We start from the raw sequence: 22,259 nt of genomic DNA, 5'->3' as shown, positions 1-22,259 counted from the left end.
CCTCCACGCGGAGTACACCCCCTTGCGGATAAAAACAATGCCGATGGCGACCACAAAGAAAGTACTTCTCCTGTGCCTGAGCACATGGCTCACGATCGGAGTATCAGCAGCTTGGGCGTTCTACCCCGAGGACGACGAGCCCGCAGGTGTGGCCAAGGAGCTGAGCACCGACCAACTGAGCACCATTGCGGCGGCCTTCAACTGCAATCACAAGGACCGAGCAGAAATTACTGAATCACCGCATCGCAAGGCGCGTTTTTCAGGTCAAACAACAGAGCTCTTGAGAATCGACCGCTCCACGCTGTGCCCAGCGCCCCGCCAAATCCTGTGCCAACCGCAATCGAATAGCCGACACAGAGTTGCGTGACAGCCGCGACAAGTCGGTATTTCAGGCTACACAGCGCGGCAAATTTCAACACTGATTTACCAAAGAACACACCCCATGTCCCTGCGCTACCTCACCCTCCCGGTGACCGCCTTTCAGCAAAACTGCTCCATCGTCTGGTGTGATGAAACCCTTGATGCCGCGGTGATTGATCCGGGTGGCGATTTGCCCCGGGTGCAAGATGCAGTGCGTCAGCATGGGTTGACGCTCAAGGCCATTTGGCTGACACACGCGCACATCGACCATGCGGGCGGCACGGGCCAGTTGGCGCGTGAACTGGGCCTGCCCATCATCGGGCCGCACCCGGGCGATCAGTTCTGGATCGACGGGCTGGCGCAGCAGAGCCAGATGTTCGGCTTTCCACCGGCGGAGCCTTTCACGCCCACACGTTGGTTGGCCGATGGCGACACCGTGCAGATTGGCCGTCAGACCTTGGCCGTGCGCCACTGCCCGGGGCACACGCCGGGCCATGTGGTGTTTCATTCAGCGGCCATTCAGCGGGCCTTTGTGGGCGATGTGCTGTTCGCGGGTGGCGTGGGCCGCAGTGATTTTCCGGGAGGCGACCATGCCACGCTGATCAACTCCATCACCCAACGGCTGTGGCCCATGGGTGATGACACAGTGTTCATCCCGGGCCACGGGCCGGAAAGCACGTTCGGGCACGAACGGCGCAGCAACCCCTACGTGCAGGGCACTTGATACGGCCCTGGCGCCACCTGCACAGGCTCGTACTCAGGGTGAAGCCCCGGGATTGAGTCAAGCCCACAGATAAGATCCCGGGCTTGTTTCCTCGCCCCTAACGCTTTCTCAGTGCGCCTATGTTCCGATCTCTTTCATCCCGCTTGTCCGCCATCCCGTCGGGCGCGGGTGTGCTGTTTTTCGTCCAGATGTTCTCCACCCTGGGCTTTGCGGTGCTGTATTCCAGCTTGGTGCTTTACGCCACCGACCATCTGAATTTCACGCCAGAAAGAGCAGCGTTGATCATGGGCGTGTTTGGCGCCTTCAACTATGGCCTTCATTTGTTTGGCGGTTATTTGGGTGGGCGATTTTTGAGCAATCGCAACCTCTTTGTGGGTGGCATGCTGCTGCAGGTGTTGGGCTGCGCGTCGATTGCCGGCGGCACGGCCGATCTGCTGTACTGGGGGCTGGCCTTGTTCCTGACCGGCAGCGGCCTGAACGTCACCTGCCTGAACATGATGCTGACCCAGCGCTTTGCGCCGGAAGACAACCGCCGCGAGGCCGCCTTTCTGTGGAACTACGCCGGCATGAACGTGGGCTTTTTCATCGGCTTCACGATGGCGGGCCACTACCAACTCAGCAAGAGCTACACCGAACTCTTCGTGTTTGCCACGCTGGGCAATGTGCTGGCGATTGTGCTGGCCTTGAGCTTCTGGCGCGTGCTGGTGGACATTAACACGCCCTTGCTGCAAGCCAGCCGGCGTGACTTCTGGCAGCGATTTGTGGCCGGCATTTTCATTCTGCTGGGCCTTGTGCCGTTGCTGTGGTTTTTGCTGCAGCACCCGGACGGCACCGAGTCCCTGGTCAAGCTGATTTCAGCCGGCGTCGCGCTGAGCCTCATCGTGTTGACCGTGCGCCATTCCAACGTGCCCGAGAAACGGCGCATGTGGGCCTACCTGATCCTGACCTTGGGTTCTCTGATGTTCTGGTCGCTCTACCAAATGGCCCCCAGCGGCCTGCAGTTGTTTGCTGTGGGCAATGTGAAGTTGGAGCTGGCCGGCGTGGTGATCGCCCCGCAATGGATTCAAAACATCAACACCGTGGTGATTGTGTTGGGCGGCCCGCTGCTGGCGGCTTGGTTTACGCGCCTGCGCACACGCGGCTGGCCGGTGGATGTGCCCCAGCAGTTCGCGGCATCCCTGGTACTGATGGGCCTGGGCTTTCTGGCCTTGCCCTTGGGCATCGCTCTTGCGGACGGTCGCGGGCAAGTGGCCTTCGTCTGGCTGTTCATCAGCTATGTGCTGCAAAGCCTGGGCGAGTTGCTGATCTCGCCGGTGGGCTACGCCATGATCGGCCGCCTGGCGCCGCGCCAATACCAAGGCGTGATGATGGGCAGTTGGATGCTGGTGACCGGCCTGGCCTCGCTGTTTGCAGCGGACTTCTCCGGCATGGTGGCCCAGCCCGTAGGCAGCAGCGCGCTGAGCAGCAACCCGGCCTACGCCACCTTGTTCACCCAACTGGGGCTGGGCAGTGTGGCGGTCGGTGTGCTGCTGGTGTTCTTGATCCCGACGCTGCGCCGGCTGATCGCCGAACCCGATACCTCCGCCGCAGCCGCAGCCTGAATCAGATCCAGGTTCAGGCTCAGGCTCAGTTGCGCAGCTCCAAGCCCCCCAAGACCAATTCGGCCCGAATCACCAACTGCTTGCTGCTTTGCAGCGGCTGCGTGGTCTTGTCATTGACCTCCGACAGCAGGGGCTTGCCCTTGATGCTCACGCTCCAGTCGGGAGGCAGTTGAAGCAAAACGCTGCCCATCACCACCTGAACGGCCAACTGGGCCGTGCCCTCAATGGAGGCCTGGCGCAGATCCAACTGAGCTTCGCCCATCACCACCTTGACTTCTCCACCAGCAAAACGCTGGCTGCTGAGTTTCGATTGATGGGCGCTCAGAACTGTGCTGAGCTGAATGCGTTCGCCATCCAGCACTTCAACTGCATCGCCGCCGCCCTCGCGATCCCACGCCAGCCGGCCCCGAAACATCACCACCACACCCGCCCCAATCAAGACCAGCGGCCAGAAGTCGTGCCAACGGAAATCAAAGATCCCCAGGTGACGCAACGTCAGCAAACTGCCCACCACGATCAGGGCCACGCCCACGCCCTGCCCGCGCCGATCAGCGTCTTGGCTCAGCTTGAGCACGCCCATGGCAACCAACACCAAGGGCCAAAACGGCAGCACGCGCCGCACATCGAAAACATGAAAGTTATCCGCCAAAAATGCCAGGCCCAGCAGAGTCAACACCAGGCCGAACAGGACTTGCTGCTTTGAATTTTGTTGTCTCATGCTTGCCCCTCGCCTTTCCCAATTCCCTGTGTCATGCCCTGCGTCATGCCCTGCGCCGTTCCCTGCTCATGCGCAGTGACCTGAGCGTGCTCCTGGCGCAAGCTCAACCCCCCCAGCAGCAACTTCCACAAGCCCAGCCCAACCAGCAGCACCGGCCAACTGTTGGTGTAGCTCATGCCCCAATAAGCAGCCTCGCAGGCATACAACCAACCCGACAGCAAGATCAGGAAAACGCCGTTGCCCACCTGCCCCAAGCCACGCGCCGTCAACAAGCGCACCATGCCCACGGCAGTGAGGGCCAAGGGCCAATGCGCCCACAGCCAATCGATCAATTGATAGCCCCGCTGCTCCAGCAAAGCCACGGTGCCGATGACGATCAGGCACAGGCCCATGAAAAGGTGATCCTGAGAACGGCCTCGGCCAGGCCGACTTGATCGGGAGGGGCGATTCGACATAGAAGGTCACTCCAAGATTGCAATGCCCACCACGATAAGCCAGCCCAGCCCGCGTGTCGAAATGAATTTGATGAATCGCCAGGAGGACGGCCTGAGTGCGCACCCCGTGCGACGGACGCCACAGCAAAAAGCCCGGACCGTTGCCGGGCCGGGCTTTGCTTGCAGCGAAATGCTTGATTACTTGCGCGCTGGCGGCAAGTCTGTGCAGGAGCCATGTGCCACTTCGGCGGCCATGCCGATGCTCTCACCCAGGGTCGGATGCGGATGGATGGTCTTGCCGATGTCCACGGCGTCGGCGCCCATCTCAATGGCCAGGGCGATCTCGCCGATCATGTCGCCGGCGTGGGTGCCGACGATGCCGCCGCCGAGGATCTTGCCGTGGCCGTGGGCTTCTTCGCTGTCATCGAACAAGAGCTTGGTGAAGCCTTCGTCGCGGCCGTTGGCGATGGCGCGGCCGGAGGCCGTCCAGGGGAAGAGACCTTTCTTGACCTTGATGCCTTGGGCCTTGGCCTGGTCTTCGGTGAGGCCCACCCAGGCGACCTCGGGGTCGGTGTAGGCGACGCTGGGGATAACGCGTGCGTCAAACTGACTCTTGGCCAGTTGCGCATCACCCAGGATGACGCCTGCAGCCACTTCGGCCGCCACATGGGCCTCGTGCACGGCCTTATGTGCCAGCATGGGTTGGCCCACCACATCGCCGATGGCGAAGATGTGGGGCACATTGGTGCGCATCTGCACATCGACGTTGATGAAGCCACGGTCGGTGACGGCCACGCCGGCTTTGTCGGCGGCGATCTTCTTGCCATTGGGCGTGCGGCCCACGGCTTGCAAGACCAGGTCGTAGGTGCCTTCGCTCTTGGCGCCGTCCAGGCCCTCGAACTGCACCTGGATGCCCTCAGCAGTGGCAGTGGCGCCCACAGTCTTGGTCTTCAACATGATGTTGTCGAAGCGCTTGGCGTTCATCTTTTGCCAGACCTTGACCAGATCACGGTCGGCACCTTGCATCAGGCCGTCCAGCATTTCCACCACGTCCAGGCGGGCGCCTAGGGTCGAGTACACCGTGCCCATTTCCAGGCCAATGATGCCGCCGCCGATGATGAGCATCTTCTTGGGCGTGCCCTTCAAGGCCAGGGCGCCGGTAGAGTCCACAATGCGCTCGTCATCGGGCAAGAAGGGCAGGCGCACGGCCTGCGAACCGGCCGCAATGATGGCCTGCTTGAAGTGGATGGTCTTCTTGGCGCCGGTCTTGTCTTGCGCCTGGCCGGTGGTTTCTTCGACTTCCACATGGTTGGCGTCGAGGAAGTGGCCGTAGCCGCGCACGGTGGTGACCTTGCGCATCTTGGCCATGGCGGCCAGGCCACCGGTCAGCTTGCCAATGACCTTTTCTTTGTGGCCGCGCAACTTGTCCACATGGATGGTGGGCGCACCAAACTCCACGCCCAGTGCGGCCAGATGTGGCACTTCGTCCATGACGGCGGCCACATGCAGCAAGGCCTTGGAGGGGATGCAACCGACATTGAGGCAAACGCCGCCCAAGGTGGCATAACGCTCCACCAAGACGACATTGAGGCCCAGGTCGGCGGCGCGGAAGGCGGCCGAATAACCACCGGGGCCGGCACCCAGCACCAGCAGATCGCAATGCAGATCGGCGCTGCCTGAGTAGCTGGCGGCGGCCGGGGCGGCCACGGGTGCTGCAACGGGGACAGCGGCGGCGGGAGCGGGCGCAGCGGCAGCAGCGGGGGCGGCAGCGCCAGCGGCCTCCACCACCAGCAGCACCGTGCCCTGGTTGATCTTGTCGCCCAGGGCGACCTTGATCTCCTTGACCACACCGGCGTGCGAGGACGGGATTTCCATCGAGGCCTTGTCGCTCTCCACCGTGATCAGGCTTTGGTCCACGGCCACCGTGTCGCCTACCTTGACCAGCAACTCGATGATGGCCACGTCTTTGAAATCACCAATATCGGGAACTTGAACTTCCAGCAATGCCATATTGAATTTCCTCAATCAGTTGGGGTCAGAGCTACTCGCTTCGCTCGATCGGTCTGACCCACAAAATTTAGAGAACAATGCGGCGGAAGTCCGCCAGCAGCGATGCGAAATAGACGTTGAAGCGCGCAGCCGCAGCGCCATCGATCACGCGATGGTCCCAGCTCAGCGACAGCGGCAACATCAGGCGCGGCTGGAAGGCCTTGCCGTCCCACTTGGGCTCGATGGCGCTCTTGCATACGCCCATGATGGCCACCTCGGGCGCATTGATGATGGGTGTGAAGTAACGCCCACCGATGCCGCCCAGGGACGAGATGGTGAAGCAGCCGCCGCTCATCTCAGCGGGGCCTAGCTTGCCGTCGCGGGCCTTCTTGGCCAGCTCGCCCATCTCGGCGCTGATCTCGAAGATGCCTTTCTTGTCGGCGTCCTTGATGACGGGCACCACCAGGCCGTTAGGCGTATCCGCCGCAAAGCCGATGTGGAAGTACTTTTTGAGCACCAGCTTTTGCGCATCGCCCTCGCCTTCCAGGCTGGCGTTGAACTCGGGGAACTTCTTCAGCGCGGCCACAGCGGCCTTGATCATGAAGGCCAGCATGGTGACCTTGACGGCGGCGGGGTTCTTCTCGTTTTCTTTATTGGTCTGAACGCGGAAGGCTTCCAGCTCGGTGATGTCGGCATCGTCATGGTTGGTGACGTGCGGGATAACCACCCAGTTGCGATGCAGATTGGCGCCCGAGATCTTCTTGATGCGCGACATGTCCTTGCGCTCGATGGCGCCGAACTTCTCGAAGTCCACCTTGGGCCAGGGCAGCAGGCCTGGCAAGGCGCCGCCGGAGGCCGTGGCCGCAGCGGCGGGTGCCGCAGCTTTTTGCGCCAGGGTCTGCACAGCGCCCGCCATCACGCGCTTGACAAAGCCTTGCACGTCCAACTCGGTGATGCGGCCCTTTTGACCGCTGCCGGCCACTTCAGCCAGCGGCACACCTAACTCGCGAGCCAGACGGCGGATGCTGGGCGAAGCATGCGGCAGCTTGCCGGTGGGCGCCACCGTGGGGTTGTGGGCCATGGCCACGCTGGCGGCGGCGGCCACCGGGGCAGCAGCGGCAACAGCGACTGGCGCAGCGACTGCAACCGGCGCGGCAGCGGCAGGTGCGGCAGCGGGTGCCACAGCAACCGCCCCCGCCACTTCCACCACGGCCAACAGCGAGCCCTTGGCGATCTTGTCACCCAGTTTGACCTTCAACTCACGGATCACGCCAGCGTGCGAGCTGGGGATCTCCATCGAGGCCTTGTCGCTCTCGACGGTGACGATGCTTTGCTCCATCTTGATGGTGTCACCCACCTTGACAAAGACTTCGATGACCGCGACGGAGTCGAAGTCACCGATGTCAGGTACCACGACCTCGATCAAACTGCTAGCGCCAGCAGCGGCGGGCGCGGCAGCTACGGCGGGCGCCGCTGCGGGAGCCGCTGCAACAGGAGCAGACGTTGCGGCGCCTCCGGCAGCTTCCAGCAACAGCACCAGGCTGCCTTCATTCACCTTGTCGCCGATGGCGACCTTGATCTCCTTCACCACACCCGCCTGAGTGCTGGGAATTTCCATGGAGGCTTTGTCGCTCTCCACCGTGATCAGGCTCTGCTCCAGGGCGACCGTGTCACCCACTTTGACCAGCAACTCAATCACTGCCACGTCTTTGACGTCACCGATGTCCGGGACTTTGACTTCTACCAATGCCATGTTTGTTCTCCGTACGGGAGTAAATTTTGTTCGTACAAGCGAGCAATGCGCGTGGGGCTAGGCCGCTGGGAGATTGGCGTTCGCTAAGCACTCGCGCCAACCGCCCATGTCCTAACACCTCACCGCATCAGGCATACAAGGGGTTGATCTTGTCAGCCTTGATGCCGTACTTGGCAATCGCTTCAGCCACCTTGGCTTTGGGCAATTTACCTTCGGCAGCCAGCGAGTTCAGGGCCGCGACCACGATGTAGTGGCGGTTGATCTCGAAGTGCTCGCGCAGCTTGGAGCGGAAGTCCGAACGGCCAAAACCATCGGTACCCAAGACCTTGTAGCTGCGGCCGGCCGGCACGAAAGCGCGGATCTGCTCCGCGAAGTTCTTCATGTAGTCGGTAGAAGCAATCACCGGGCCTGTCGTCTGGCTCAGCTGCTCAGCCACGAAGGGCACGCGTTGCTCGCCCGTCGGGTGCAGCAAATTGAAGCGCTCGGCGTCTTGGCCGTCACGCGCCAACTCGTTAAAGCTCGGGCAGCTCCACACATTGGCAGACACGCCCCAATCCTGCTCCAGCAGGGTCTTGGCAGCCTGGCTCTCGCGCAGGATGGTGCCCGAACCCAGCAGGTTCACGGTCAGCTCGCTCTTGGCATTGGCAGCCGGATCCAGCAAATACATGCCCTTGAGGATTTCTGCCTCGGTGCCAGCGCGCAGGCCCGGCATGGGGTAGTTTTCGTTCAACAGGGTGATGTAGAAGTAGACGTTCTCCTGCTTCTCCACCATGCGGGTCAGGCCGCTGTGCAGAATGACCGCCACTTCATGCGCGAAGGTGGGGTCGTAGCTGATGCAGTTGGGGATGGTGCTGGCCAGGATGTGGCTGTGGCCGTCTTCGTGTTGCAGGCCTTCGCCGTTCAACGTGGTGCGCCCGGAGGTGCCGCCCAGCAAGAAGCCGCGCGCCTGCATATCGCCCGCCGCCCAGGCCAGATCGCCAATGCGCTGGAAGCCGAACATCGAGTAATAGACGTAGAACGGGATCATCACCCGGTTGTTGGTCGAGTAGCTGGTGGCCGCCGCGATCCAGCTGGCCATGCCGCCGGCTTCGTTGATGCCTTCTTGCAGAATCTGGCCGGCCTTGTCCTCGCGGTAGTACATCACCTGGTCTTTGTCGACCGGTGTGTAGAGCTGACCCTTGGGGTTGTAGATACCGATCTGGCGGAACAGGCCTTCCATACCAAACGTGCGGGCCTCGTCCACCAAGATGGGCACCACGCGCGGGCCCAGCTCCTTGTCACGCAGCAACTGCGTCAGGAAGCGCACATAGGCTTGGGTGGTGGAGATCTCGCGGCCTTCAGCGGTCGCGTCCAGCACGGCCTGGAAGGTGCTCAGCGGCGGCACGGTGAAGCTCTCTTCGGCCTTGACGCGGCGCTTGGGCAGGTAGCCGCCCAGGGCCTCGCGGCGCTCGTGCAGATAGCGCATTTCAGGCGTGTCATCGGCCGGCTTGTAGTAAGGCAGCGCAGCCAGCTCGCTGTCAGGCACGGGGATGCCAAAACGATCGCGGATGTGGCGGATGTCTTCTTCCGTCAGCTTCTTGGTCTGGTGGACCGTGTTCTTGCCCTCACCGGCCTTGCCCATGCCATAGCCCTTGACGGTCTTGACCAGCAAGACGGTGGGTTGGCCCTTGGTGTTGTTGTGTGCCGCATGGAAGGCGGCGAAGACCTTCTCGGGCTGGTGGCCCCCACGGCGCAGCTCGAAGATTTCTTCGTCGCTCATGTGCTCAACCAGCTTGGCAGTTTCAGGGTACTTGCCGAAGAAATGTTTGCGCACAAAAGCGCCGTCATTGGCCTTCATGGCTTGATAGTCGCCGTCCACGGTTTCCATCATCAATTGCTTGAGCTTGCCGCTCTTGTCGCGCGCCAGCAACTCGTCCCAGCCCTTGCCCCAGATCAGCTTGATGACGTTCCAGCCGCTGCCGCGGAACTCGCCTTCCAGCTCCTGGATGATCTTGCCGTTGCCGCGCACCGGACCGTCCAGGCGCTGCAGATTGCAGTTCACCACAAAGATCAGGTTGTCCAGGCCCTCGCGCGCGGCCAGGCCGATGGCGCCAAGCGATTCAGGCTCGTCCATCTCGCCATCGCCCATAAAGGCCCAGACCTTGCGGTTGGCCGTGTCGGCAATGCCGCGAGCGTGCAGATATTTCAGGAAACGCGCCTGATAGATCGCCATCAAGGGCCCCAGGCCCATGGAGACGGTAGGGAACTGCCAAAACTCGGGCATCAACTTGGGATGCGGGTAGCTCGACAAGCCCTTGCCGTCCACTTCTTGGCGGAAGCTGTCCAACTGCGCTTCGCTCAGGCGCCCTTCCAGGAAAGCGCGGGCATAAATGCCGGGCGCGCTGTGGCCCTGGATATAGAGCAGGTCGCCGCCGTGGTTTTCACTCTCGGCATGCCAAAAATGGTTGAAGCCGGCCCCCAGCATGGAAGCCAGCGAGGCGAAGGAGCCAATGTGGCCGCCCAGGTCGCCGCCGTCAGCCGGGTTCAAGCGATTGGCACGCACCACCATGGCCATGGCGTTCCAGCGCATATAGGCACGCAGGCGCTTTTCGATCTCGATATTGCCAGGGCAACGCACTTCCTGATTGGCAGGAATGGTGTTGACGTAAGCCGTGTTGGCCGAAAACGGCACATCGATGCCGGCTTGGCGGGCATGGTCAATCAGGGATTCGAGCAGGAAATGCGCACGCTCGCTGCCTTCTTCACCAATCACGGCGGACAGCGCGTCCAACCATTCTTTGGTTTCAGTCGAGTCGGTGTCATTGGCGGCTGCGCCTAGGAAAGACTGGGGCTGCGCGGACATGGATGTCTCCAAACTTATAGGTCGTTTTGAGCGGGATCCGCCGGCGCACCGGCTGGTCGAATCCTCACTGACTGGCAAATCCGCCAGGCCCGACAAGAGTCGAACCCGACGCCAAAAAACGTCAAGCCGCGTAACAGCCCACCCTCGCGGACAGCCGCAGCACTCGCGTTCGGGCGAAGTGTCTCACAAGTCGGGTCGACTTTCAAATGGTGCGAGTGAATTTCATATTATAAAATTTAATTCGAACTAAGCCTTCAAGTAACGCGTCAGGTGATCGGGCAAGTTCGCATCGGCGTGCAACCCTTCCCCTGGAATAATCCAGACATGCGCCTTCCGTTCTTCTTGAAAAACTACCGCAGTCCGATCGTTCGCCCCCTGCAGCAAAAAGCTGTGGTCTGGTGGCGCCGGCAGTCGCCCTCCCGCCAAGACCGATTCGCCACGCTGGGGCCCTTGATTTCGGTGCTGCTGTTTCTGACGGCCATCATCTTGGCCTTCTGGTATCTGCGCAATGAAGAGGTTGAGCGGGAAACAGAGGCGGTCAAGCGCGACACCGAAATCGCGCAACAACAAATTCGCCTGCGCCTGATCGAAAACCAGGAGCAGTTGGTGCGCATCGCACGGGAAATCGTTACCCGCGCCACCGACGCCCAGGAATTCAGCTTGCAAGCCGCCAGCTTTGCCCGCGAGCGGCCCGAGATCACCCATGTGACCTGGCTCTCCAGCCGGCGAGAGCGGCGCTCCAGCGTCAGCGCCGCCGGCTTTCAGGCCGACACCCTGATGGTGCCGGACGGCAACGACCCGTCCATGCCCATGGCCAACCAGTCCAGCCCGCCGAGCCAGGCTTTTGAGGCTGCGCGTGAACGCCATGCCCCCATGTACTCGGCGCCCTTTCGCGACGCCAATGGCACCACGGTCTTCCAGATCCAGGTGCCCTTGCTCGACCGCAGCGGCTTCTCGGGCGTACTGATTGCCGAATATTCGGTGGAGGCGCTGCTGCGCTACTACATCCCGACCGAGGTGGCCTCGCGCCGGGTGATCAGCGTGCTGAACTCCGACGACCAATGGGTCTCCAGTACGGTGACCCCCATGCCAGGCAAAAAGCCCAAGACGCCCTCCATCCTTCACGAGGTGCCGCTGGCGCCTGCGCTCAACGGCCTGGTGCTGCGCGGGGAAGGCTTTCGCAGCTCCTTCGGGCTGATCAGCAACACCTTGTTCTGGATGGTGGTGGCGCTGTCCACCCTGACGGTGTGGATGCTGCTGGGCACCTGGCGCCACATGCGCCGGCGCCTGCAGATCCAGAACGCGCTCAGCTCGGAGATGAACTTTCGCCGTGCCATGGAGAACTCCATGCTCACCGGCATGCGCGCCATGGACATGGAGTCACGCATCTCCTACGTCAACCCCGCGTTCTGCGCCATGACGGGCTTTTCGGAGGCCGAGTTGATCGGCCGCAAGCCGCCCTTCCCCTTCTGGCCACCTGACCGCTATGAAGAAAACGGCCGCCTGCTGCAGCAAGAGATCAACGGTCGCAGCCCGGCCGGTGGCGCGGAAGTCAAGATCATGCGCAAGGACGGCAGCATCTTCGACGGCCGCATTTACCTCTCGCCGCTGGTCGACGCCAAGGGCAAGCAAAGCGGCTGGATGACCTCGATGACCAATATCACCGAGGCCAAGCGGGTGCGCGACCAACTCTCCGCCTCGCACGAACGCTTCACCACGGTGCTGGAGGGGCTGGACGCCGCCGTCTCGGTGCTGTCCGTCCAGCAGGGGGAGTTGCTGTTTGCCAACCGCAGCTACCGCCTGTGGTTCGGCGCCGACCCAGCCGGCCACGCCCAACTCTCCGGCAGCCAATTGGGCCGCAGCAGCGCCAGCGGCGATGTCGACGAAGAGGTGGACGACTACTCCGGCCTACCCGCCCAGCACCTGACCGAAACCGGCTCCGACCCGCGCGAGGTGTATGTCGAATCGCTCGAAATGTGGTTTGACGTGCGCGCTCGCTACCTGCAATGGACCGACGGCCGCCTGGCGCAAATGCTGATCGCCACCGACATCAGCGCCCGCCGCCATGCCGAAGCCCTGGCCGCCCAGCAAGCCGAGAAGGCGCAAATGACCAGCCGCCTGATGACCATGGGGGAAATGGCCTCGTCGGTCGCGCACGAACTGAATCAACCGCTCACGGCCATCACGAATTACTGCAACGGCATGGTGAGCCGTGTGCGCAACGACGCCATCCAGAAAGATGATTTGCTGGCTGCACTGGAAAAGACCGCTAAGCAAGCCCAACGCGCCGGGCAAATCATCCACCGCATCCGCAACTTCGTGAAGCGCAGCGAGCCCAAGCGCGAGGCCGCTAACGCCTACGACATCGTCGAAGACGCGGTGGAGTTGGCTGGCATCGAGCTGCGCCGTCGCAATGTAGCCATCCACACCTACATCGCGCAGCGCCTGCCGCAGCTGATGGTCGACCCCATCCTGATCGAACAGGTGTTGATGAACCTGCTGAAAAACGCAGCCGAGGCCATTGACAACGCCGATCTGCCGGCCTCCCGCCGCCACATCGAACTGCGCGTGGTGCCCAAGCACACACCTGAATTGGGTGGCCACATCGACTTCAGCGTCACCGACATGGGGCCCGGCATGCCGGAAGAAGTGATCGCGCGGATGTACGAAGCCTTCTTCTCCACCAAGTCCGATGGACTCGGCATAGGCCTAGGGTTATGCCGGTCTATCGTCGAGTCTCATCAGGGTCGAATCCGAGCCGAGAACTTATACAATGGCGACGCCGTTGTGGGCTGCAGGTTCGCCTTCAGCATTCCGGTAGATATCACGCGCACCGAGCCCATTGGGGCCTCGGCCGGCACTACAAACCAACTAGCGACACCATGAGTCTGATTCCGAAAAAGGGTAATGTCTACGTTGTTGATGACGACGAAGCTGTGCGCGATTCCCTGCAATGGTTGCTCGAAGGCAAAGACTACCGTGTCAAATGCTTTGACTCCGCAGAATCCTTCCTGAGCCGTTACGACCCCCGCGAAGTGGCCTGCCTGATCGCCGACATCCGCATGGAAGGCATGAGCGGCCTGGAGTTGCAAGACCGCCTGCTGGAACGCAAGAGCCCCTTGCCCGTGGTGTTCATCACCGGTCACGGCGACGTGCCCATGGCGGTGCAGACCATGAAGAAGGGTGCGATGGACTTCATCGAAAAGCCCTTCAAGGAAGACGAACTCGTCAACCTCGTGGAGCGCATGCTGGACCAGGCCCGTAACGCCTTCTCCACCCACCAAGAAGCCGCCAGCCGCGACGCCCTGCTCTCGCGCCTGACAACCCGTGAAGCGCAAGTGCTTGAGCGCATCGTGGCCGGCCGCCTGAACAAACAAATCGCCGACGATCTGGGCATCAGCATCAAGACCGTGGAAGCGCACCGCGCCAACATCATGGAAAAGCTGAACGCCAACACCGTTGCCGACCTGCTCAAGATCGCCCTGGGCGCCACCGCCAAGGCCTGATCCCGCTGAACACCTACCCAGGCTGTGGCATGAGCCTCGCCCAAGCGCGCCACTGGCGCGCTTTGCAATTCTGGAGATTGAAATGACCGCTCAACTCATCGACGGCAATGCCCTGTCCCAACAAGTTCGCGCTGAAGTCGCAAAGCGCGCGGCCGCCCTGACCGCCCGGGGCCTCAAGCCCGGCTTGGCGGTGGTGCTGGTGGGCGACAACCCCGCCAGCCAGGTATATGTGCGCAACAAGGTCAAAGCCTGCCAAGACGCCGGCCTGCACTCGGTGCTGGAAAAGTACGAGGCCAGCATGAGCGAGGCCGAGTTGCTGGCCCGCATCGAGGCCCTCAACACGGACCCCGCCATCCACGGCATCCTGGTTCAACTGCCCCTGCCCAAGCACATTGACGACCACAAGGTCATCGAAGCCATCGCCCCGGAGAAAGACGTTGACGGCTTCCACGTCGCCAGTGCCGGCGCTCTGATGGTGGGTGAGCAAGGCTTCAAGGCCTGCACGCCCTATGGCTGCATGAAGATGCTGGAATCCATCGGCATGAAAAACTTGCGCGGCAAACACGCCGTGGTGATTGGGCGCAGCAATATCGTCGGCAAGCCCATGGCCATGATGCTGCTGCAAGCGGATGCCACCGTAACGGTCTGCCACAGCGGTACCGCCGATCTGGGTGCCATCACGCGTCAGGCGGACATCGTCGTTGCCGCCGTAGGCAAACGCAATGTACTCACCGCCGACATGGTCAAACCCGGCGCGGTGGTGATCGACGTGGGCATGAACCGCAACGAAGAAGGCAAGCTCTGCGGCGACGTCGATTTCGACGGCGTCAAAGAAGTGGCAGGCTGGATCACCCCGGTGCCTGGCGGCGTCGGCCCCATGACCATCACCATGCTGTTGGTCAACACCATGGAATCCGCCGAACGTCAGCTCGGCCAACTCGGCTGAACACCCGCGGCTCACCGGCGCTTCGGGCCCACGCCTGCCCCCAACATTCAGGACCTGCCCTATGACGAATCCGCTTTTGAGCCGCGCCCCCCTGCCGGCTTTTGCCTCCATCCGCCCCGAGCACATCGCCCCTGCGGTTGAAGACCTGTTGGCCCAGGCCAACGCCGCCCTGAGCCTGGCCACCGCTGCGCAAACACCGGCTGACTACGACGCGCTTTCCGCATGCCTAGGCGTGGCCACCGAGCGCCTGGGCGGCGCCTGGGGGGCTGTGAGCCACCTGAACGCCGTGGCCAACACACCAGCGCTGCGCGAAGCCTACAACGCGGCGCTGCCCGCCATCACCGAATTCTTTACCCGCCAGGGCGCTGATGAGGCCCTGTACGCCAAGTACAAGGCCATTGCCGCCAGCCCCGCGGCCGGCACACTCAACCCCGCACGCAAACAGGCCCTCAAGCTGTGGTTGCGCGACTTTGTGCTGTCCGGGGCCGAACTTCAAGGCGCCGCCAAAGAACGCTTCGCCGCCATTCAAGAACGCAGCGCGGAGTTGGCCCAGAAGTTCTCTGAACATGTGCTGGACGCCACCGACGGCTTCAGCCACTACGTGAGCGCCGACGAGTTGCGTGGCGTGCCGGCCGATACCGTTGAGGCTGCCCGTTTGGCCGCTGAAGCAGACGGCAAGCCCGGCCTGCACAAGCTGACCCTGCACATCCCCTGCTATCTGCCGGTGATGCAATACGCCGAAAACCGGGCGCTGCGGCAAACCCTCTACACCGCCTACGCCACCCGCGCCAGCGACCTGGGCGAAAAACCCGAGTGGGACAACAGCGCCATCATCGAAGAGCTGCTGCGCCTGCGCCAAGAAGAGGCGGCGCTGCTGGGCTTCGGCAATTTTGCCGAAGCCTCCCTGGCGTCCAAAATGGCCGCTTCACCCGCCCAGGTGCTGGAATTTTTGCGTGATCTTGCGGCGCGTGCGCGCCCCTTCGCGCAGAAGGATCTGGCCGAGTTGAAGGCTTTTGCCGCCCAGGAACTGGCCCTGCCGGACCTGCAAGCCTGGGACAACGCCTTTGCCTCTGAAAAACTCAAGGAGGCCCGCTATGCCTTCAGCGACCAGGAGTTGCGCCAGTACTTCACCTTACCCCGCGTGCTGCAAGGCCTGTTCGACATCATCGAGCGGCTGTTCAACGTCAAGATCACTGAGCAAGCCGCCGAGGTTTGGCATGAGAGCGTCAAGTTCTACCGGCTGACTCGCAAGACCCCCACGTCGCCGCAAGCGGCGCCTGCCCCCCAAGGCGACGCAGAGGGCGAGTTGGTCGGCCAGTTCTATCTCGACCTCTACGCCCGCCCTGGCAAACGCCCCGGCGCCTGGATGGACGAAGTGCGCAGCCGCTGGGCTCGCCCGGACGGCGCGCAGCAAACGCCGGTGGCGCAACTGGTGTGCAACTTCTCCTCGCCAGCAGGTGACAAACCGGCACTGCTGACGCATGACGATGTCACCACGCTATTCCATGAGTTCGGCCACGGCCTGCACCATCTGCTGACGCAGGTGAACGAGTTGGGCGTGTCCGGCATCTCCGGTGTGGAATGGGATGCCGTCGAGTTGCCTAGTCAGTTCATGGAAAACTTCTGTTGGGAGTGGGAGGTGCTCCAGCAACTCAGCTGCCATGTGGACAGCGGCGAGCCGCTACCCCGCGCCTTGTTCGACAAGATGCTGGCGGCCAAAAACTTCCAAAGCGGTATGCAAACCATGCGGCAGATCGAGTTCTCTCTGTTCGACATGCGCCTGCATGCCGAGCCAGGCTCGGAGACTGCGGTTCAAACCGTATTGGACGAAGTGCGCCACGAGGTCGCTGTGATGCCCGCCCCTGCCTTCAACCGCAGCCAGCACAGCTTCTCGCACATCTTTGCGGGCGGCTATTCGGCCGGTTACTACAGCTACAAATGGGCCGAGCTGCTGAGCGCAGACGCCTGGAGCGCCTTTGAGGTGGACGGCATCTTCAACGCCGATACGGGTGCGCGTTATCTGCAGAACATCCTAGAAGTCGGTGGCTCCCGCCCCGCCATGGAAAGCTTCACCGCCTTCCGTGGCCGTGCGCCCGAAATCGACGCGCTGCTGCGGCATCAGGGCATGGCTTGACGGCCCCTGCACCCGGTTTCTGCGCCGGGTGCAGCCCTCCAAAAAAACGTTACGGGCCTCAGTGCCCGCCGCCCAAATACGCCGCCTTCACCGCCGGGTCGTTGCGCAATTTCTCGGCAGGCCCGTGCAAGGAGATGCGGCCGTTCTCCAGCACATAACCGTAATCCGCCACGCCCAGGGCGGCAGCAGCGAATTGCTCCACCAGCAGCATGGTGACGCCCTGCTCCTTGAGCCGCTCGATGATGCGAAACACCTCGGCCACCAAGATGGGCGCCAGGCCCATGGAGGGCTCATCGAGCAGCATCACGTCTGGGTTCAACATGGTGGCGCGAGCCATGGCCAGCATTTGCTGTTCGCCGCCGGACAGCGTGCCCGCGAGTTGCTCACGCCGCTCCTTCAGACGCGGGAACAAGGCAAACGCACGCTCCAGATCGGCGGCGACATCGCCCTTGGGGCGACTGCCGGTGTAGCGCGGAAACGCGCCAAGATGCAGGTTGTCAGTCACCGTCATGGTGGCAAACACACGCCGCCCTTCGGGTGAATGTGCCAAGCCGCGGCGGGCGATGTCGTAGGACTCCATGCCGTCAATGCGCTTGCCGTTCAAGATGATCTCGCCGGCCGTGGGCGCGATCATGCCACTCACCGCACGCATGGTGGTGGTCTTGCCGGCGCCATTCGAGCCGATCAACGTCACCACACGGCCTTTGGGCACCTCGATGGAAACACCGTGCAGCACCTGCACCTTGCCGTAGCCGGCGCTGAGGTTCTTGATTTCTAGCATGTCAGCAGTCCTTCATTTTTCGCGGGCCGAGCGCCGGGCCACCCCAAGCTGGACCCGATCCCCCGAGGGGAGCGGTTGATGCACCCACCGGGCGAGGGGCTTCATCGTTCAAGCAGCCTGGCCACCGAGGTAGGCCTCGATCACTTTTTCGTCCGCCTGCACCTGCGCGGGCAGGCCTTCGGCAATCTTTTGGCCGAAGTCGAGTACCGAGACCGTGTCGCACATGCCCATCACCACGTCCATATGGTGTTCGATCAAGATCACGGTCACGCCATGCTCGCGAATCTTGCGGATGATGGCGATCAGCTCCTTGATGTCCGGCGCGGTCAGGCCCGCCGCAGGCTCGTCCAGCAGGAGCAGTTGCGGGTCAAGCGCCAGGGCACGGGCAATCTCCAGCAAGCGTTGCTTGCCGTAGGGCAGGTTGCGTGCCTCTTCGCCGGCCAGGTCGGCCAACCCCACAAAACGCAGCAGGCCGAGGGCCCGCACCGTGTTCTCGCGGTTCTCGCGCAAATAGCGCGGCAAGTGCAAAGCAACATCCAATAAATTGCTGCTAAAGCCATGGTGCAAGCCCACCAACACGTTCTGCAGCGCGCTCATTTCACCGAAGAGCTGCACGTTCTGAAAGGTGCGCGCGATGCCCGACAAGGCAATGTCGGACGAGGTGCGCCCGGCCAGGCTGCGGGCGCAGAAGCTAACGCTGCCGGCCGTCGGCACATAGATGCCGGTGAGCACATTCATCATGGTGCTTTTGCCGGAGCCGTTGGGGCCGATCAAGCCGTGGATGCTGCCGCGCTTGACGACCAGGTCCACATTGTTCAGCGCCTTCAAGCCGCCGAACTGCATCACGATATTTCGGGCTTGCAGCAATTCTGCACCAGTCTCTCCGCTGGGCCGGCCCAGGGCATCGCCCTGGCTGGGCAGCTTGGCCGCATCGTCAGCGTCGGTGGCTGCATGGCCCCGTAGATTGAGCGCGTTACGCACGAAGCCCACAATACCGTCTTGCAGGTAGTAGACGACGAACAGCGTGATCAGGCCGAACACCGTCAAGCGCCAATCCGTCATGGTCTCCAGCTTGAACGACAAGGCCGCCAGCGCCACGCTGCCCACCACCGGAATCAACGCCGCCTTGGCCGCCACCTTGCCACGCCGAAACGCAATGGCCGAGGACACCACCACCACCAGCGCCAGCACTACGGAGACGACGCGGAAGAGTTCCAGATCATCCAGCAGCTTGGGCAGCATCACGATGATGGCCGCACCCAGCAAGGCCCCCGTGCGGGTCTTGCGCCCCCCCATGATGATGGCCAGCAGAAACAGTACCGTCTGCTCAAAGTTGTAGGTATTGGGTGAGATGTACTGTTCGGAATAGGCGTACAGCGCCCCCGCCAAACCGGCCAGCCCCGCGCTGATCACAAAGGCGTAGACCTTGTAGCGATAGACCGAAACCCCCATGCAATCAGACGCCACCGGGCTGCCGCGCAGCGCCTCAAACGCCCGCCCCAGATGCGAACGCAGCACCCGATGCACAAACACCAGCGAGGCCAGCAGCAGCATCGCCACAACCCAGTAGTAGCTGGTTTCGTCCAATGGGTAGCCGAACAGGCTGGGCTTGGTCAGGGTGATGCCCATGGGCCCTTCGGTGAGGAAGCTCATCTCGTTGATGAGAATCTGGATGATGGTGCCGAAGGCCAGCGTCACCATGGCCAGATACGGCCCCATCACACGCAAGGCTGGCAGCGCCAGCAAAGCGCCAAAGCCGGCGGTGAGTGCGATTGCAGCCGGCAGCGTCACCCACAAGGGCGCCGACAACTTGAGCACCAGCACCCCGGCCGTATAGGCGCCAATGCCGAACAAGCCCGCATGACCGAGCGAGACCTGCCCGGTATAGCCCACCACAATGTCAAGGCCGAACAGCACGATCGCGTAGATCATGATCGTTTCGACCAGATGGATGTAATACGGATTGCCTGACACCAGCGGAAAGGCAAACAAGGCGGCCACCGCCAGGCCCGCAGCGAGCAACTTCTTTGTGTTGACCATCTTCAAACCTTCTTGATTGCCGTCTTGCCGAACAAACCTGCCGGCTTGACCGCCAGCACGATCAACAGCAGCACCAGACCGGGCACGTCTTTGTAGCCGGTGGACAGATAAAAGCCCGTGGTGGTTTCAACCACGCCGAGAATCACGCCGCCCACGATGATGCCCATGCCGCTGGTGAGGCCACCAATGATGGCCACCGCGAAGGCCTTCAAGCCCAGCACCGCGCCCATGGTGGCGCCAGTCAGCGTCAAGGGGGCGATCAGTACGCCGGCAAAGGCCGCCGTCATCGACGACAGCGCATACGAGAACGTGATCACCAACCCCGTATTGATGCCCATCAGCTTGGCAGCGTCGCGGTCATTGAAGGTGGCCACCACGGCCTTACCGTAGATGGTGCGGCGGTTGAAGAACTCCACCGACAGCATCATCAGCACCGCGCCCACGATCACCAGCAATTCCATGGGCAACACATTGGCGCCCAGCACATGCAGCGGTGATTCGGGCAGGGGTGAAGGAAACTTCAAGTCGTCGCGGCCCCAGACGTTCTCGGCCACGTTCTTGAAGATGATGCCCAGCGCAATGGTGGACATGATCCAGCCAAACTCCGACTTCATCTTGATGGCGGGGCGAACACCGATGCGCTCAACCACCGCGCCCTGCGCCGCACCGAACAGACAAACCAGCGGAATCATCAGCCAATAGTTAACGCCCCAACCCACCAGCGACAAGCCCGCCAAGGCACCCAGCATCAGCGCATCACCCTGGCCGAAGTTGAGGGTGTCGGAGGTGGCAAACGTCAGCTGATAACCAAAAGCGATAACGGCATAGATCATGCCCAGGGCAATGCCGCTGAACACGAGTTGAGTCAAGATTTGCATGGCAAAGACCTGAGTTCAAGAAAAAGAAACCACCCGCCGAATCGCCACACAGATGGGGGCACATTCGGCAGGCGGAGGCCACGTAAGGCTGGGCCTTTCAACAGGCAGCACTTAGCCCCTGCTTACTTCTTGGTAGCCAGTGCGCCCTTGGCGTTAGGGTCCTTGATCCGCACTTCAGACGCCTTCTTGAAATCGGCCTCGTATGCGTAGACCACGCGCTGCCCCTTGACCTCGCCGAACACCGGGATGTTGGCGGTGATGGCCTCATGGTCCTCTTTGGTGAAGGGCTTGTTGTAGGTCGTCACCACGCCCACCACCGGCGCTTTCAGGTCTTCCAGCGCCGCCCGGACCTTGGGCCCCTCGGTGCTGCCGGCTTGCTTGATGGCCGCCGCCAGCAGATAGATCGAGTCATAGCCCTGGGCGGCCGACACCGGTGAGTCGATGCGCGCATTCTTCGGGTTGAACGTCTTCAGGTAGCTGATGATGAAGGCCTGGCGCTTGGGCGTCGTGGGCTCCTGGATGAAGGTCTGCGGCATGCGCGCGCCCTCACCGCCGGGGCCGGCGTTGTCGATGAAATTGGCCATGGAGAGCGTCCAGCTGCCGATCATCGGCACCTTCCAGCCCAGTTTGGTCATGCCATTGGCGATCTGCGCCAACTCAGGGCCGATGGCGTAGGTGAGGATGGCTTCTGCGCCGGCTTCTTTGGCCTTGAGCAGTTGGGCCGTCATGTCCACATCCTTGATGTTGAACTTCTCCACCGCCACGGGCTTGATGCCCTTGAGCTCGAGTGCCTTTTCAAGATCGGTGCGCCCCAACTGCCCGTAGTTGGTGGAGTCGGCCAGGATGGCGACTTTTTTGTAGCCCCGGCGAGCTACCGCCTCTTCCACGATCATGGGGGCCTGGATACTGTCGTGCGCCGCGTTGCGAAACACATAGTTGTCCGCCTGCCCACTGAACTGGTGCGTGATCAAGGAGCCGGTGGCGACGTTGTTCATCACCGGGATCTTTGCTTCCTGATAAAAACGCTGCGAGGCGAGCGCCACCCCCGTGTTGATGTAGCCCACCGTTGCAGCCACGTGCTCTTTGTTGATCATCTCCTGGGCGATCTGCACGCCGCGCTCGTTCTTGGCTTCGTCGTCGCGCTCGATCAGTTGGATTTGCCGCCCTAGCACACCGCCGGATTTGTTGATTTCATCAGCGGCCAGCCGCACGCCGTCGCGCATGCTGACACCCATGCTGGACGACCCGCCAGTGAAGGGTCCGGAGACACCGATCTTGATCGGATCCGCAGCAAAGCTTGAAACGCTCAGGGCCGCCAAGGCCAACACACTCAAATTCTTTGTGAATTGCTTCATCGTCTTGTCTCCGTCATAGTGATTGGTGCGTAGCAGCGGTTTCACCCGAAACACGGCTGTCGTGTCCGCCAACGATGCCTGAGCCTGCAAGCTTGTGTGAGCGTGAGACTACCTAGATCAATTCAGTGCTCAGGCGGACCGGTCAAGTATGTCGCGCTGCCGGCCAAAAAACTTACGCGATGCTTGCACTGACAGGCA

16 protein-coding genes are annotated in these 22,259 nt (G+C 62.1%); 7 read left to right on the top strand and 9 right to left on the bottom strand.

The window, feature by feature from the left end:
- From PRZ01_RS12035 to PRZ01_RS12025, 3 genes are all read left to right on the top strand, one after another.
- Positions 1-367, top strand: a 367-nt coding sequence (locus PRZ01_RS12035) for a hypothetical protein (RefSeq protein ID WP_273597031.1), incomplete at its 5' end; no start/stop codon positions are given.
- A 75-nt stretch (positions 368-442) separates the two neighbouring features.
- Positions 443-1,084, top strand: a complete 642-nt coding sequence (locus tag PRZ01_RS12030; protein WP_273597030.1) for an MBL fold metallo-hydrolase — start codon at positions 443-445, stop codon at positions 1,082-1,084.
- A gap of 119 nt (positions 1,085-1,203) precedes the next feature.
- Positions 1,204-2,685, top strand: a complete 1,482-nt coding sequence (locus tag PRZ01_RS12025; protein ID WP_273597029.1) for a peptide MFS transporter — start codon at positions 1,204-1,206, stop codon at positions 2,683-2,685.
- Between the two features lie 25 nt (positions 2,686-2,710).
- On the opposite strand, the gene PRZ01_RS12020 is transcribed toward PRZ01_RS12025, so the two are convergent.
- The 5 genes from PRZ01_RS12020 to aceE all read right to left on the bottom strand — a co-directional run bounded on the left by PRZ01_RS12020 (position 2,711) and on the right by aceE (position 10,421).
- Positions 2,711-3,403, bottom strand: coding sequence for a LiaI-LiaF-like domain-containing protein (locus PRZ01_RS12020; protein WP_273597028.1), 693 nt, complete (start codon positions 3,401-3,403; stop codon positions 2,711-2,713).
- On the bottom strand, positions 3,400-3,795 hold the full coding sequence (locus tag PRZ01_RS12015) for a LiaF transmembrane domain-containing protein (protein WP_273597027.1): 396 nt from the start codon (positions 3,793-3,795) through the stop codon (positions 3,400-3,402). Before PRZ01_RS12015 ends, PRZ01_RS12020 begins: the two co-directional genes overlap by 4 nt.
- A gap of 240 nt (positions 3,796-4,035) precedes the next feature.
- Positions 4,036-5,847 (bottom strand): dihydrolipoyl dehydrogenase, encoded by a 1,812-nt coding sequence (gene lpdA, locus PRZ01_RS12010; protein WP_273597026.1) that lies wholly within the window; start codon positions 5,845-5,847, stop codon positions 4,036-4,038.
- A gap of 67 nt (positions 5,848-5,914) precedes the next feature.
- Positions 5,915-7,579 (bottom strand): dihydrolipoyllysine-residue acetyltransferase, encoded by a 1,665-nt coding sequence (aceF, locus tag PRZ01_RS12005; protein ID WP_273597025.1) that lies wholly within the window; start codon positions 7,577-7,579, stop codon positions 5,915-5,917.
- 127 nt (positions 7,580-7,706) lie between these two features.
- On the bottom strand, positions 7,707-10,421 hold the full coding sequence (aceE, locus tag PRZ01_RS12000; protein ID WP_273597024.1) for a pyruvate dehydrogenase (acetyl-transferring), homodimeric type: 2,715 nt from the start codon (positions 10,419-10,421) through the stop codon (positions 7,707-7,709).
- A 324-nt stretch (positions 10,422-10,745) separates the two neighbouring features.
- Between aceE and PRZ01_RS11995 the strand changes: the two genes are divergently transcribed.
- From PRZ01_RS11995 to PRZ01_RS11980, 4 genes are all read left to right on the top strand, one after another.
- Positions 10,746-13,307 carry a PAS domain-containing sensor histidine kinase gene (locus tag PRZ01_RS11995; protein WP_273597023.1) on the top strand — a complete coding sequence of 854 codons (2,562 nt, stop codon included), beginning with the start codon at positions 10,746-10,748 and terminating at the stop codon, positions 13,305-13,307.
- Positions 13,304-13,927 (top strand): response regulator transcription factor, encoded by a 624-nt coding sequence (locus PRZ01_RS11990; RefSeq protein ID WP_273597022.1) that lies wholly within the window; start codon positions 13,304-13,306, stop codon positions 13,925-13,927. The genes PRZ01_RS11995 and PRZ01_RS11990 overlap by 4 nt, the downstream gene beginning before the upstream one ends.
- 82 nt (positions 13,928-14,009) lie before the next feature.
- Entirely contained in the window at positions 14,010-14,873 is an 864-nt protein-coding gene (gene folD / locus PRZ01_RS11985; RefSeq protein ID WP_273597021.1) for a bifunctional methylenetetrahydrofolate dehydrogenase/methenyltetrahydrofolate cyclohydrolase FolD, read from the top strand.
- Between the two features lie 61 nt (positions 14,874-14,934).
- The gene (locus tag PRZ01_RS11980) at positions 14,935-17,007 is read left to right on the top strand and encodes a M3 family metallopeptidase (protein ID WP_273597020.1); all 2,073 of its coding nucleotides are present in this window, start codon (positions 14,935-14,937) and stop codon (positions 17,005-17,007) included.
- Positions 17,008-17,065: 58 nt separating this feature from the next.
- On the opposite strand, the gene PRZ01_RS11975 is transcribed toward PRZ01_RS11980, so the two are convergent.
- The 4 genes from PRZ01_RS11975 to PRZ01_RS11960 all read right to left on the bottom strand — a co-directional run bounded on the left by PRZ01_RS11975 (position 17,066) and on the right by PRZ01_RS11960 (position 22,061).
- Positions 17,066-17,788 carry an ABC transporter ATP-binding protein gene (locus PRZ01_RS11975; protein ID WP_273597019.1) on the bottom strand — a complete coding sequence of 241 codons (723 nt, stop codon included), beginning with the start codon at positions 17,786-17,788 and terminating at the stop codon, positions 17,066-17,068.
- Positions 17,789-17,896: 108 nt separating this feature from the next.
- A complete protein-coding gene (locus PRZ01_RS11970; protein WP_273597018.1) occupies positions 17,897-19,828 on the bottom strand; it encodes a branched-chain amino acid ABC transporter ATP-binding protein/permease in 1,932 nt (643 codons plus the stop codon).
- Positions 19,829-19,830: 2 nt separating this feature from the next.
- A complete protein-coding gene (locus PRZ01_RS11965) occupies positions 19,831-20,706 on the bottom strand; it encodes a branched-chain amino acid ABC transporter permease (protein WP_273597017.1) in 876 nt (291 codons plus the stop codon).
- A gap of 122 nt (positions 20,707-20,828) precedes the next feature.
- Positions 20,829-22,061 (bottom strand): ABC transporter substrate-binding protein, encoded by a 1,233-nt coding sequence (locus PRZ01_RS11960; protein ID WP_273597016.1) that lies wholly within the window; start codon positions 22,059-22,061, stop codon positions 20,829-20,831.
- Positions 22,062-22,259 lie beyond the last annotated feature (198 nt).

Source organism: Roseateles koreensis (genome assembly GCF_028595305.1).
GTDB classification, from domain to species: domain Bacteria; phylum Pseudomonadota; class Gammaproteobacteria; order Burkholderiales; family Burkholderiaceae_C; genus Paucibacter_A; species Paucibacter_A koreensis.
The sequence above is the reverse complement of the archived record's forward strand: the minus strand, read 5'-3'. Positions and strand labels throughout refer to the sequence as shown.